Raw genomic sequence first — 13,153 nt, 5'->3', positions numbered from 1 at the left:
GCACCGTCAGATTCCGCAGCTCAGCGGCGTCGTCGGCCGCCACTGCCCCGGCTGAACACCCGGCGGGCCAGCAGCCCCAGCGCGGTCGCCATGAGCAGCACCCCGAACGCACCGTTCCGCCAGGTCTCCGCCTCGCTCTGGGCCCCGACCGGCGGGGCGGCGAGGTTCCGCTCCTCCGGCCCCGTCACGGACGGCGAGGGTGACGGCGACGGCAACGGCGCGGCGGCCACCTCCGGCGTGTCGCCGCCCCTCGGCGGGACCGCCACGGAGGTCACCTTGGCCGACACCGAAGCGGACGGGGACGGGGACGGGGACGGGGACGGGGACGGGGAAGCGGACACCGACGCCGAGGCGGACGGAGACGCAGACAGCGACGCCGAGGCAGATGGCGAGGGCGAGGGCGAGGGCGATGCCAGCGCCGACGCGGACGCGGACGCGGACGCGGACGCCGGAGCCGACACCGACGGCGAAGCGGACGCGGAGGCCGAGGCCGAGGCCGAGGCCGAGGCCGAGGCCGAGGCCGAGGCCGAGGCCGAGGCCGAGGCCGAGGCCAGAGCCGACACCGACACCGACGGCGACGCAGACGCAGACGCAGACGCAGACGACGAAACGGAAGGCGAGGCGGGTGCCAACGCAGGAACGGACGGCGAAGCCGAGGGCGAGGGCGACGCGGATGCCGACGCAGACGGCGACGGGGATGCCTCAGGCTGGGCCGGGGCCGCACCTCCGCCGGGCACCACGATCGGGACGATCACCGCCAGCTCATCCGGCGTCAACACCGGTCCGGTGTACGGCGGTTCGGACGTCTCGGCGGACGGGCTCGGCCGGACGGACGCCGGCACGGTCGGCAGCAGCGACGGCGAACCCGAGGGCAGCGGGAGGGCGCCGGCCGAGGCTGACGGCGAGGCGTCCGAGGACGGAGACGCAGAAACCGAAGGCGAAGCCTCACCGGACGGCGAAGCCGGAACAGACGCGGACGGCGACGGCGAGGCCGACACAGAAGCGGACGGCGAAGCAGACGGGAACGCCGAAGGAGAAGGAGAAGCAGAAGCAGACGCCGACGGCGAGGGCGAGGCAGACGGCGACACCGACGGCGAAGCGGAAGCCGTGGCGGACGCCGACGGCGAGGCCTCCGCCGTCGGGCGGACCGTCAGGTCGGCCGCGTTGGCCGAAGCCGTGTTCCCCGCCTGGTCCGTGGCCGTGACCACCACCGCGTAGCCGCCCGCCGTGAGGTCCCGGGCCGCCGTGCAGCTCCAGGCGCCGTCCGCCCCGGTGACGGCGGTGCAGAGCACGAACCGCTCCCCCGCCGTCCTGGGCCGCGCCGTGACGGTGACGGTGGAACCGGGCTCGGCGCGGCCGGTGAGGCGGGGGCGGGGGGTGTCGAGGACCGCGCCCGAGGCGGGGGAGCCGAGGGTGGGCCGGGGCGGGGCGACGGTGTCGACCACCAGGGTGGCGGGCTTGCCGGCGGTGCGGTTGCCGGCGGCGTCGGTGGCGGAGGCGGTGAGCTGGTGGCGTCCGTCGGCGAGGTTCTCCACCGGGAGGCAGGACCAGCTGCGGTCGTCCGCGACGGCGGTGCTGCACAGTTCGCCGGCGATCCGCCCGGCCCCGGGGGCGTTCGGGGAGTCGACCACGGAGACGGTGGTGCCGGGGTCGGCGGTGCCGGTGAGCAGCAGGCCGGGGTCGTTGGTGAACTCGGGGAGGGTGAGCTGCGGGGCGGACGGGGGGTCGGTCTTGACGGTGAGTCGGACCTCTTCGCCGCGCAGCACCACCCCGCCGCGGGTGGTCTCCACCGGTACCAGGACGTGCTCGCCGGCGCCGAGCGGCTGGTCGGGGCGGCAGGCCCAGCCGCCGTCCCGGCCGACGGTGGCCCGGCAGAGTTCGCGCTCGCCCTCCATCACCGCGACGGTGGCGCCCGGGACGCCGGCCTCGCCGCGGATCTCCGGCCGGGCGTCGGCGAGCACGCTGCCGCTGACCGGGCCGGTGAGTTCGGGGCGGGCGGCGCCGACGGTGAGCCGGACCTTCTGGTCCAGCACCTCGCCGGAGTCGGCGAAGCCGCCCGGGTTGACCACCTGGGCGGCGGCGTGGGCCAGCCGGAGCCGGGCCCAGGTCTCCCCCGAGGCCGCGTTGCCGGGCACGATCCACTCCAGCCGGGCGCTCCTGGCGCCGGGGGCCACCTCGGCCTGCACCCGCTCGGCGGCGTCGAACTTCCCGTTGCGGTCGAAGTCGATCCAGCCGGCCAGGGTGGCCGGCCCGGAGGCGGCGGCGACCGGGACGGCGGCCTCGTAGTAGCGCCCGATGGCGGCCTGGCCGGGGAAGGAGACGGTCGGGTCGGGGCCCTGGTAGTCGCCCCGGCCGGGCTGCGGGACGCCGGGGGCGGTGGGCCGTTCGAAGGCGCTGCGGCGGGACTCCCCGCCGTCCAACTCGACCATCGGCTGCGAGCGTTCGAGCACCGCCTCGGGCTCCTGCGGGCCGGCCGGCCCCTGGGGCACCAGCGGCCGGGCCACGGTGGCGGTGCCGGGGCGGGCCGCACCGGTGGCGGTGCGGCCCAGGAAGAGGTCGGAGACCAGGTGCGAGGCGTTGCTGTAGCCCTGGGGCGCGGTGCCCACGCCCTCGTCGAGGGTCACCGTGTACGCCTGGCGGAGCGCGGCCGGGGCGGTGGTGGAGCCGTTCTGGGCGGTGCTGCGCTGCTCCAGACGGAAGGTCACGGTGGAGACGGTGCCGGAGAGTTCGAGGCTGCCCTGCCCGGGCCCGGCCTCGGAGCCGCTCTCCCCGGAGCCGGCGGGGGTGAGGGCGTTGTCGGTGACGGTCCAGCCCGGCCAGTCGGTGCGGGCGACCAGGCTGGGGGCGCTCGGGCTGCCGCCGGTGACGGTCAGCCGGCTGACGGTGGAGGTGGTCCCGTTCCTTCCGGTGGCCAGGGCGGAGAGCCCGCTGAGGTGCAGCCGGGGATTGCGGACCGGGCCGGAGAAGGAGAGCTGGAGGGTGCCGAGGGTGCGCCAGGAACCGTCCGCGGTGGGCCGTTCCGCGCCGAGTTCGAACGCGGTGGCCGGATCTCCGCCGCGCAGTCCGTCGGAGTATCCGCCGCCGCCGGTGGCGAGCTTTCCGGGGGCGCCTTTCGCCGTGATTCCCGGGAGGGGGGAGAAATCCAGTTGGACCCGGAGCCCGGAGGGAAGTGCGGCGCGGCGTTCGGACGACCAGGAGTCCGGGGTCTGCTGGGCCACCGCGGCCGGGCCGAGCACCGGCGGAATCCAGCCGACCAGCAGACCGGTGGCCAGCACCGCGGCCGTTCTCCGGCCGATTCCGGACCTCCGGCCGGCAGCTCCTCGTGCCCTTCGGGAGGCGCCCTCCGCCGCAGGTGTGGCGCACCGGCCCGAGCGGGCGGCTGACGGCGCTTCGGCGGGGCGGAACGGTCGGCTCATCCGGCTCTCCTTCGCTGTCGACCCCCGGCATCGCGGCGGGCATAAGACCCGACAAAACGGAATCACGACATGGAGTCCGTCATACCGTGACACCGCGGTGAACGTCCCACTGCAACCCGATTGGCGGTCACTCGTCCGGCAGTCTCCGACTTACCCCGCAATCACCGGTTCCAGCCGTCGGAGTTGGCCGTCAACCGGTCGTTACCGTCCGGTGCTTGACCATTCGTCACCGATTCCCGTTCGAATAAATCTCCGGTTGAGTAGAGTCAGCGCAGTGTCCTTCGACCCCGCGCTGCTGCGCGCCAGCTTCGCCGTCGTCGAGCGACGGGCCGACCAGCTGGTCCGGTTCTTCTACGTCCACCTGTTCGCACACAACCCCGGTCTGCGCAGACACTTCCCCGCCGACCTGACGGCCCAGCGCGACCGCCTCTTCCGCGCCCTCGCCCAGGTGGTGCTCCACCTCGACCAGCCCGCCCGGCTCACCGAGTACCTGCGCGCCCTCGGCCGGGACCACCGCAAGTACCGCGCCGCCGCCGAGCACTACCCCGCCGTCGGGGCCAGCCTGATCGCCGCCCTGCGGCACTTCTCCGGCCGGTCCTGGTCCCAGGAGGTGGAGAAGGCCTGGACCGAGGCGTACACGGTGGTGTCGCAGGCGATGATCGAGGCCGCCGAGGCCGCCGCCGCGGTCCCCGCCTGGTGGGAGGCCGAGGTGACGCACCGTCGGCGCGCCGCCCCGGACCTGGTGGTGCTCACCCTGCGCCCCGGCCTGCCCTACCCGTACGCGGCCGGCCAGTACCTGACGCTCAGTTCGCCCCGGCTGCCGCGGCTCTGGCGCCCGTACTCGATCGCCAACGCCCCGCGCCCGGACGGCTCCCTGGAGCTGCACGTGCGCCGGATACCCGGCGGGCCGCTCAGCACGGTGCTGGTGAACGACGTGCTGCCCGGCGAGCGGCTGCTGCTCGGGCCGCCGCTCGGCTCCACCGTGCTCGACCCGGCCTCGGACCGGCCGGTGCTGGCGGTGGCCGGCGGCACCGGCTGGGCCACCGTCAAGGCGTTGCTGGAGCAGCTCGCCCGCGGCCCGGCCCGCCCGGCCACCGTCTTCCTGGCCGCCCGGGACGACGAGGACCAGTACGACCTGGCGGCCGTCACCGACCTGGTCGCCCGGCACGCCTGGCTGGAGGTGGTGCTGGCGGCGCCCGAGGAGGGGGCCGGCCCCGCGGAGGCGGCCGCCCTGCTCCGCACCGGGCTGCGGCAGACCCCGGACTGGTCCGGCCACGACGTCTACCTCAGCGGTCCGCCGGGCCTGGCCGCCGACCTCACACCCCTGCTCACCGCGCTGCACGCCGAACCGGAGCTGATCCGCCACGACCCGGCCCCGCCGGCCGTCCGGCCCGACGGACACCTCAGCCCGGCCGAGTGGCTCCTCGGGCGTTGAGCACCCCCGGCCCGGAACGGCGAGAGGGCCCCGGGATGTCCCGGGGCCCTCTCGTCTGGTGCGCTCAGCAGGATTCGAACCTGCAACCTCTTGATCCGTAGTCAAGTGCTCTATCCGTTGAGCTATGAGCGCTTGCGCGGCCCAACTGGCAGGCTGCGAAGCGGTGGTGCGTGGTGCGCTCAGCAGGATTCGAACCTGCAACCTCTTGATCCGTAGTCAAGTGCTCTATCCGTTGAGCTATGAGCGCTTGCCCCTGGCGGGGCGTTGCGGGGACAACATTACATGACCCGCGACCTGGGGCGAAATCCATTGCCCCGGGCGTACGACACACAGGAGCCCCGACGGTCAGTGACCGCCGGGGCTCCCGGTTGAGCGGAGGCTGAGGGATTTGAACCCTCGATCAGGAATAACCCCGAAACCGCATTAGCAGTGCGGCGCCATAGACCGGACTAGGCGAAGCCTCCTCCACAGGGACCACACCGGCGCAGCCGGTGCACTCCGTGCGAGTGTGATGATGCCACAGCCTGGGGCCCCGACACCAACCGCCGCCAACGATACTGGGCGGGTCGTCCGCGGTGCAAAGAAGAATGAGATACTCCAGTCTCCCGAGAGAGCGCGAGCCGCCGGTCGCACGCCGTGACGCAAGCCGTGAGGAGACCTGTCGACATGAGCAGCAGGCCGATCCGAGGCGCTGCTCGCCTCGCCGCGATACTCGACGCGCTGCCCGACGCACTGCTGCTGGTGAACAGCAACGGCACCGTGGTCGACGCCAACGCCGCTGCCGTGCAGGCGATGCAGACCCCCGGTACCTCCCTGGTCGGACGCGGAGTCCTCGACCTGCTGCCGGAGTTCGACCCGAGCCGGATCCCCGGTTCGATGCGCCCGGCCCCGCGCGAGCCGGAGGGCCTGGACCGCCCGGTCCGGATGACCGCCCGGCGGACCGACGGGACCACCTTCCCGGTCGAGGTCTCGGGCAACGACTTCACCGACGAGGGTGAGGGCCGCGGCGGCTCGGGCTACGCCTTCAATCCGGACGGCGGCTCCTCGGCCGGGGAGCTGCTGCTCCTGCTGGTCCGCGACCTCAGCGGCCGGCTCGGGGTCGAGGCGGAGCTGCGCCGCCAGCACAAGCAGACCGAGATGATCCTGCGGGCCGCCGCCGAGGGCGTGCTCGGGGTGGACCTGGACGGGCGGGTGGTGCTGGTCAACCCGGCCGCCGCGCACATCCTGGACTACCGGGCCAGCGAGCTGGGCGGGCGCGAACTCCACCCGCTGGTGCAGCACTCGCAGGCCGACGGCACCCCGCTGGCGCTGGAGGGCTCGGCGCTGCTGGACACCCTGCTCTCCGGTCGCAAGCACCGGGTGCGCGGCGCGGTGCTCTGGCGCAAGGACGGCACCCCGGTGACGGTGGACCTCACCACCGCCCCGGTCCGGGACGGCGATCAGCTGGTCGGCGCGGTGATGACCTTCACCGACCGGACCAAGGAACTGGCCCTGATCGCCCGCAACGAGCACCTGACGGCCGTTCTGGAGAGCGAGCTGGGCGGGGCGTTGGCGGACCTGCGGCGCCGGATCGACGGGCTGGCCGAGGATCCGGCCGGCTCGCTCTGGCCGGAGGCCAACTGGACCCTGCGTCGGCTGGCCGACGAGTGCCGCCGCTTCGGCACGCTGATCGACGGGGTGCTGGACCACCAGCGCTTCGAGGTGGCCGCCGAGTCCGGGCGGGAGCAGCTGGACCGCGAGCCGGTGCCGCTGGACGAGGTGGTCAAGCTCGCGGTCGAACAGGCCGGCGAGCTGGTCGGCGCGGGCCGGGTCCGGTACTCGGTGCACGCCGCCTCGGTCGAGGTGGTCGCGGACAAGGAGCGGCTGGCCCGGGCGCTGGCCCACCTGGTCGCGGACGTCAGCGGGGTGGCGCTCTCGCTGGACGGCGACGCCGGCGAGGCCCCGATGGTGGTGCTGGCCGCCGCCCAGCGCGGCGAGGTGGCCCGGATCGAGGTGCGCGGCCCGGCCCGGGCGGCCAACCCGGTGCACCTGCCGATCGCCCGGGGCACCGTCGAGCGGCACGGCGGGGTGCTCCAGCGGCACGACCTGCCGGCCCGCGGCGGCACCACGTACGTGGTGGAGCTGCCGCTCGACCCGGCCACCGCCGCCCTGCACCGGACCAGGCCCAGCGTGCCCAAGGAGACCGACACGGCGATGCTGCCGGACCTCCCCGAGGTGCCGCCCGCCGAGGAGGCCCGGGCCGGGGAGGCCGCCGGGAAGCCCGCGGACCGCGCGGAGGCGGACGGGGCGGCGCCCGCGGAGGACGGCGAGCCCCGGGCCCGCGCCCCGATCGCGCTGGGCCCCGGCCCTGACGCACCGTCGGCCCCCGAGGCCGCCCCCGCCGAAGAGGGCACCGGCCGGGTCGGACGGCGCCGGCGCGGCGCGCCCGCCCCTGCCCCCACTCCCGGTGAGGCGCTCGCCCTGCCGGGCGTGCCGGATCCGGGCACGCCCGTCTACCCCGGCCTGGAACGCTCCCTGGCGGAGGCCCAGCCCGCCGCCGGGGCCCCCGCCACCCCGCCCACCGGGCGCCGCCGCCGGCTCGCCCTGCCCGCCCAGGCGGGCCAGGGCCAGGGCCAGGGCCAGGGCCAGGGGGGACAGGACCGGGCCGCCGGGGCCGAGGGCGGCTCCGGGCCGGAGCCGACCCGGGGCGTGCCGGAGCTGCCGCCCGCCCCTGAGGCGTCGTCACCCGCCCTGCCCATCCACCCGCCTGAGCCCCCGTCCGTCCCGCCGACCGCCCACCTGGTGCCCGCGGGCGAGGCCGGGCAGCCCAAGCCGGTCGGCACCGGCCTGGGCGAGCTGGCCCCGCCGCGTCCGATGGGCGGCGGCTTCGCGGGTGCCTTCCCGAGCGCCTTCCCGCAGCAGCCCGCCGGTCCGACCGGGGCCGAGCGCCCGGCCCTCCCGGCCCCCGCCGGTGCCCCGGCCGACGGCGGTACGCCGGATACGGGTGCGTCCGAGGGCGTGCGGCAGGACGGCGCGCTGGTGCCGACCGCCCCCGCGCCCCGCACCCCGCCCCGGCCGACCGCCGAACTCGCCCTGGCGGCGGGCCCGTCGGGCCAGGTCCCGGACGAGTCCCCGACCGTGGTGGTGCCCGCCGTGGACGGCGGCCCGCGCCGCCTGCTGGTCTGGCCGGAGCCCGAGCCGGCCACCGAGCAGGCGCTCCAGGACCGGGGCTTCCAGCCCGTCACGGTCCGCTCCCGCGAGGAGGTCGACACCGAGGCGCCCGGCTACCCAGCCGCGCTCTTCGTCGACCCGCTGACCGGCCCGATCACCCGCACCGCGCTCCAGTCGCTGCGCACCGCCGCGCTCAACAACCGGGTGCCGGTGCTGGTCACCGCCGGGCTCGGCCAGGCCACCCGGGACGCCGCGTACGGGGCCGAACCGGCCGTGCTGCTGCGGGCGTTGGCCCCCAAGGACAGCGAGAACCACGCGCCCCGGGTGCTGCTGGTGGAGTCCGACCCGGACGTGGCCGCCGCGCTGATCGGCGGTCTGGAGCGGCGCGGCATGCACGTGGAGCACGCCACCGACGAGAACGACGCGGTCTCCCGGGCCAGCAGCGTGCAGCCCAACCTGGTGGTGATGGACCTGCTCCAGATCCGCCGCCGGCGGCTCGGGCTGCTGGACTGGCTGCGCGCCAACGACCGGCTGCACCGCACCCCGCTGGTCGTCTACACCTCGGTGGACCTCGACCCGGCGGCGCTCCCCCGGCTGCGCACCGGGGAGACGGTGCTCTTCCTGGCCGAGCGCTCCACCTCCGAGGACGCGCAGGGCCGGATCGTGGACCTGCTGGCCCGGATCGGCTCGCTGGCCGAGCCCGCCACCGCGGAGCGCTGACCCGCGCCGGACACCGGGAGGGGCCCGGACCGCCGCACGCGGTCCGGGCCCCTCCCGTCCCTCACCCCTGACCCGGCGTCACTTCCCGAGGGTGGTGACGTCCAGCTCGTCGGCCGCGTACTGGGCGCGGATCACCTTCTTGTCGAACTTGCCGACCGAGGTCTTCGGCACCGCCTCGACCAGCGACCAGCGCTCCGGCAGCTGCCAGGAGGCCACCCGCTCGGCCAGGAAGGCGCGCAGCTCGGGCAGGCCGGCGGTGGCGCCGGGGCGCAGCACCACGGTGGCCAGCGGGCGCTCGCCCCACCGGTCGTCCGGCACCGCCACCACGGCGGCCTCGGCCACCTGCGGGTGGGCCATCAGGTGGTTCTCCAGCTCCACCGAGGAGATCCACTCGCCGCCGGACTTGATCACGTCCTTGGCCCGGTCGGTCAGGGTGAGGTAGCCGTCCGGGGTGATGGTGCCGACGTCGCCGGTGCGCAGCCAGCCGTCCGGGCTGAACTTGTCCTCGGGGCGCTCGGGCTCCTGCCCCGCGCCACCGAAGTACGCCCCCGCGATCCACGGGCCGCGCACCTCCAACTCACCGGTGGCGACGCCATCGTGCGGCATCCGCTCGCCGGCCGGGCCGATCAGCCGGGCCTCCACCGAGGCCGGGAAGCGGCCCTGGGTGTACCGGTACGGCCACTCCTCCTCCTCGGTCAGCCCGGCCGGGGGCAGGCCGAAGGAGCCGAGCGGGGAGGTCTCGGTCATGCCCCAGGCGTGCACCACCCGGATGTCGTGGCGCTCCTGGAAGGCGCGCATCAGCGCCGGCGGGCAGGCCGAGCCGCCGATCACCACCATGGCCAGGCTGGAGGTGTCGTAGGAGCCGGAGTCCAGCTCGTCCAGCAGGCCGTTCCAGATGGTCGGCACGGCGGCGGCCAGGGTCGGGCGGCAGCGGTCGATCATCTCGGCCAGCGGCTTGGGCTGGAGGAAGCGGTCCGGCATCAGCAGCTTGGCGCCGGACATGAAGGCGGCGTACGGCTTGCCCCAGGCGTTCACGTGGAACATCGGGACCACCGGCAGCACGGTGTCCTGCTGGCTCATGCCGAAGCTGTCGGCGGAGAGCACCTGGAGGCAGTGCAGGTAGACCGAGCGGTGGCTGTAGGCCACGCCCTTCGGGTCCCCGGTGGTGCCGGAGGTGTAGCAGAGCGCGGCGGCCCGGCGCTCGTCGATGTCGGTCAGCCACGGGTAGTCGGCCGGGCGGTCGGCGATCAGCGCCTCGTAGTCGTGCACCCGGCCGGCGAAGCCGTCCAGCAGCGAGCGGTCGCCGGGGCCGTTCACCACGATGTGACGCAGCGTCGGGTTGAGCTGCGGCAGCACCCCGGCGAGCAGCGGCAGCACGCTGCCGTCGACCAGGATGGCGTGGTCGGCGGCGTGGTTGATGATGTACGCCAGCTGCTGCGGGGGCAGCCGGAGGTTGAGGGTGTGCAGCACCGCGCCCATCGAGGGGACGGCCAGGTAGGCCTCCAGGTGCTCGGCGTTGTTCCACATCAGGGTGGCGATGACGGACTCCTCGCCCGCCCCGAGCTCGTCCCGCAGCGCGTGGGCCAGCTGCCCGGCCCGGGCGCCCACCTCGCCGAAGGTGCGGACCACCGGTCCGGTGCCGTCCCAGGTGGAGACGGTGGAGGCGGCGTGCAGGGTCGATCCGTGCGTCAGGATCCTGGCGACGGTGAGCGGTACGTCCTGCATGGTGCTGAACACGCGGGTCCTCCTTGACCGGGTGGGGGGACGAGCAACCGCGCCAGTGAATACTGGCGGGTAATGAGATGCTGCTCGGCCGGGATTCCGTCGTCAAGGGAATGGACCGTCAGCGACGAAGGTCACGCCGCACCGGGGCCCCCGACGGGGCGTCAGGCGGCGACCGGGGCGTCCACGCTGTTGTGGTCGATCGTCAGGGCGGCGCCGCCGTGCGTCTCGGTGGTGTTGCCCCGGTACTGGTGGATGCGGGCGTGCGGGGACCACTGGCCGGGGGCGAGCGCGGTGGTCGAGGTGGTGTCGGCCCGGTCGTCCCAGCGGGCGTACCAGAGCGCGTCCGGCAGCGGTGAGGCCCCGGCCCTCGCCGCGGCGGCCAGGTCGGCGATGCCGGAGTCGGTGCTGGAGTAGAAGCCGGAGCGGTAGCCGGCGGCGTGCAGGGCCCTGGTCCAGGAGAGGGTGAAGTCCACCACGCCCTGGGAGCAGCGCTGGTCGCCGCGCGGGTAGGACTCGATGTCGAGGTAGACCGGGCTGCCCGGGCCGAGCCCGAGGGCGCGCAGTGCGGCGGCGGCCTCGGCGGCCTCCTCCTTCCCCTGGCGGACGGCGGCGGCCGGGTCGATCCGGCGGGGCTTGCCGCCGAGGGTGGAGCAGGGGGCCTGGAGACCGACGTGGGTGGGGATCAGCTTCCAGCCCATCGCCCGGACCTGGCGGACCCAGTCGGCGGTGAGCCGGGGCTGCGAGCAGCCGCGCTGGCCGCCGCTGACGTAGACGCCCACCGCGCCGTACGGGGAGTCCCGCTTCCAGGCCCGCATGGTCTCCAACGAGGGTGCGGTGCAGGCGTCGAAGCCGCTGCCGGTGAAGACCTCGGCGGGGGCCGGGGAGCGCCGGGAGCGGCTCTCCGCGAGCCGGGTGCCGCGGATCACCACGGGCCGCGGGGAGGGGGCGGCGGCCGCGGGGGCGACGGCGGGCGCGGCGGCGGGCAGCACGCTGGCGACGGGCAGGGCCTCGGCCACGGCGGCGGTCCCGGGCGCGGCGGCGGTGTCGGGCATCCCCTCGGCGGCGACCAGCAGCACGAGCGAGGAGACGGTGAGGGCGGCCGGGGCCAGGTAGCGCATCACATCCGGGATACCTGACCAACCGTCAGGCGGAACAGCGCGCGGACCGCGAAGTTCACCCGTTCGCACCCGGCCTGTCATGGGTTTGCCCGGCCTGCGGTCCTTACGTCACACTCCTGGGATGTCCACCGCCGACCTGGCCGCCCCCGCGGCCGTCACCCCTGCCACCAGCACCGCTCCCCCGCACGGGGGCCGCTCCGCCCGCGTCCCCGCCCCCCTGCTCTGCGTGGTGGCGATGTTCACCGTGCAGCTGGGCATCGCGCTCTCCAAGCCGCTCTTCGGGCAGCTCGGCGTGGGCGGCGCCACCTTCCTGCGGATCTCCTTCGCGGCGGTGCTGCTGCTCGCGCTGACCCGCCCGAAGCTGCGCGGCCGCAGCGCCCGCGACCTGGGGGCGACCGCCCTGCTGGGCGCGGCCTCGGCCGGGATGACGCTGCTCTTCGCCGGCGCGGTGGACCGCCTGCCGATGGGCACCGCCGCCACCATCGAGTTCCTCGGCCCGCTCGCGGTGGCGCTGGCCTTCTCCCGGCGGCTGCCGCACCTGCTCTGGGCGCTGCTGGCCGGCGGCGGGGTGGCGCTGCTCACCCTGCTCGGCGAGGGCGGTGGCGAGCACGGCGGCGGCCTGGACCCGGTGGGGCTGCTCTGCGCCTTCGGCGCGGCCGCCTGCTACGCGGGCTACATCCTGCTGACCGACAAGGTCGGCGCCGCCTTCCAGGGCTTCCAGGGGCTGGCGGTCTCGATGGCGGTCGGCGCGGTGCTGCTGGCCCCGGTCGGGCTGGGCGGGGCCTGGTCGGGGCTCTCCTCGGCCGGGTCCCCCTGGCTGCTGCTGCTCGCCTCGGCGGGGGTGGCGCTGCTGCTGCCGGTGATCCCGTACGCGCTGGAGATGACGGCGCTGCGGCGGATGCCGCAGCGGGTGTTCAGCGTGCTGGTGAGCCTGGAGCCGGCGGTCAGCGCGCTGATGGGCCTGCTGGTGCTCGGCCAGCTGCTCGGCGCGGTCCAACTGGCCGGGATCGCCTGCGTGGTGGCCGCGAGCCTGGGGGCCACCCTGACCGGCCGTCACTGATCCCCCGCAGAAACGCCCGTGGGCGGTGCCGCTCGACGCGGCACCGCCCACGGTGCGTTCTCTCCGGAGCGAGTGACCCTTCCCACTCCCGGGAGGCCGGGCGCCGGGGTGCTCAGCTCACCCCTGGCCCGGGGCCGGTCAGTGGAAGACCGGCGCGAAGACGAAGTTGAAGTCCCGGTTGCCCTGGTCGCTGAAGATGAAGCCGGTGTTGTCCTTGGCCTGCAGGTTGTTGTTCTGGTTCGACGCGCCGGAGCCGGTGGCCACCTGCTGGGTCGAGTTGTAGTTGCCGTTCACGGTCCCGAAGATGTTCCCGCTGCCGACGTTGGACACCACGCTGCTGTTGGAACCGTGCCCGGCCAGCGCGCCGTTGTCGGCCGACGCGGTGCCGGCGCAGACGACCAGCAGGCCGGCCGCGAGCGGGGCGGCGGCCAGCAGGCCGACCAGTCGGGTGGTGCGAGAGCGAACCATGGTGAAGCCTCCAGATAACCGCACAGATAACTGCACTTCGGGTACTGCGTGCGGGAGTTCG

Annotated in this window: 7 protein-coding genes and 3 tRNA genes; 3 read left to right on the top strand and 7 right to left on the bottom strand. The window is 75.2% G+C overall.

Annotated elements, in window-relative coordinates; genetic code table 11:
• Positions 1–20: 20 nt before the first annotated feature.
• Positions 21–3,275, bottom strand: coding sequence for an Ig-like domain-containing protein (locus tag ACIA8O_RS11370; RefSeq protein ID WP_396293424.1), 3,255 nt, complete (start codon positions 3,273–3,275; stop codon positions 21–23).
• Between the two features lie 415 nt (positions 3,276–3,690).
• Here ACIA8O_RS11370 and ACIA8O_RS11365 point away from each other — a divergent pair, with 415 nt between their 5' ends.
• Positions 3,691–4,851 carry a globin domain-containing protein gene (locus ACIA8O_RS11365; protein ID WP_396293423.1) on the top strand — a complete coding sequence of 387 codons (1,161 nt, stop codon included), beginning with the start codon at positions 3,691–3,693 and terminating at the stop codon, positions 4,849–4,851.
• Positions 4,852–4,907: 56 nt separating this feature from the next.
• Here ACIA8O_RS11365 and ACIA8O_RS11360 read toward each other — a convergent pair.
• From ACIA8O_RS11360 to ACIA8O_RS11350, 3 genes are all read right to left on the bottom strand, one after another.
• Positions 4,908–4,983, bottom strand: a tRNA-Arg gene (locus tag ACIA8O_RS11360).
• Positions 4,984–5,022: 39 nt separating this feature from the next.
• Positions 5,023–5,098: transfer RNA gene (locus ACIA8O_RS11355), tRNA-Arg, on the bottom strand.
• 126 nt (positions 5,099–5,224) lie between these two features.
• Positions 5,225–5,315 (bottom strand) — tRNA-Ser (locus ACIA8O_RS11350).
• 202 nt (positions 5,316–5,517) lie between these two features.
• Between ACIA8O_RS11350 and ACIA8O_RS11345 the strand changes: the two genes are divergently transcribed.
• Positions 5,518–8,721, top strand: coding sequence for a PAS domain-containing protein (locus ACIA8O_RS11345; protein ID WP_396293422.1), 3,204 nt, complete (start codon positions 5,518–5,520; stop codon positions 8,719–8,721).
• A 78-nt stretch (positions 8,722–8,799) separates the two neighbouring features.
• Here the strand turns inward: ACIA8O_RS11345 and ACIA8O_RS11340 are convergent, their stop codons facing one another.
• Together ACIA8O_RS11340 and ACIA8O_RS11335 are read right to left on the bottom strand one after the other, a co-directional pair.
• The gene (locus ACIA8O_RS11340) at positions 8,800–10,458 is read right to left on the bottom strand and encodes a long-chain fatty acid--CoA ligase (RefSeq protein WP_396293421.1); all 1,659 of its coding nucleotides are present in this window, start codon (positions 10,456–10,458) and stop codon (positions 8,800–8,802) included.
• Between the two features lie 149 nt (positions 10,459–10,607).
• Positions 10,608–11,564, bottom strand: a complete 957-nt coding sequence (locus tag ACIA8O_RS11335; protein ID WP_396293420.1) for a DUF1906 domain-containing protein — start codon at positions 11,562–11,564, stop codon at positions 10,608–10,610.
• A 121-nt stretch (positions 11,565–11,685) separates the two neighbouring features.
• Here ACIA8O_RS11335 and ACIA8O_RS11330 point away from each other — a divergent pair, with 121 nt between their 5' ends.
• A complete protein-coding gene (locus tag ACIA8O_RS11330) occupies positions 11,686–12,624 on the top strand; it encodes an EamA family transporter (RefSeq protein WP_396293419.1) in 939 nt (312 codons plus the stop codon).
• A gap of 138 nt (positions 12,625–12,762) precedes the next feature.
• Here ACIA8O_RS11330 and ACIA8O_RS11325 read toward each other — a convergent pair whose 3' ends face one another.
• Positions 12,763–13,092: a hypothetical protein gene (locus ACIA8O_RS11325; RefSeq protein ID WP_396293418.1), complete on the bottom strand. Its 330-nt coding sequence runs from the start codon at positions 13,090–13,092 to the stop codon at positions 12,763–12,765.
• Positions 13,093–13,153 lie beyond the last annotated feature (61 nt).

Origin of the sequence: Kitasatospora sp. NPDC051853, from assembly GCF_044452665.1 — a bacterium.
Taxonomy (GTDB): domain Bacteria; phylum Actinomycetota; class Actinomycetes; order Streptomycetales; family Streptomycetaceae; genus Kitasatospora.
This window is presented reverse-complemented; position numbering and strand designations above follow the sequence as displayed.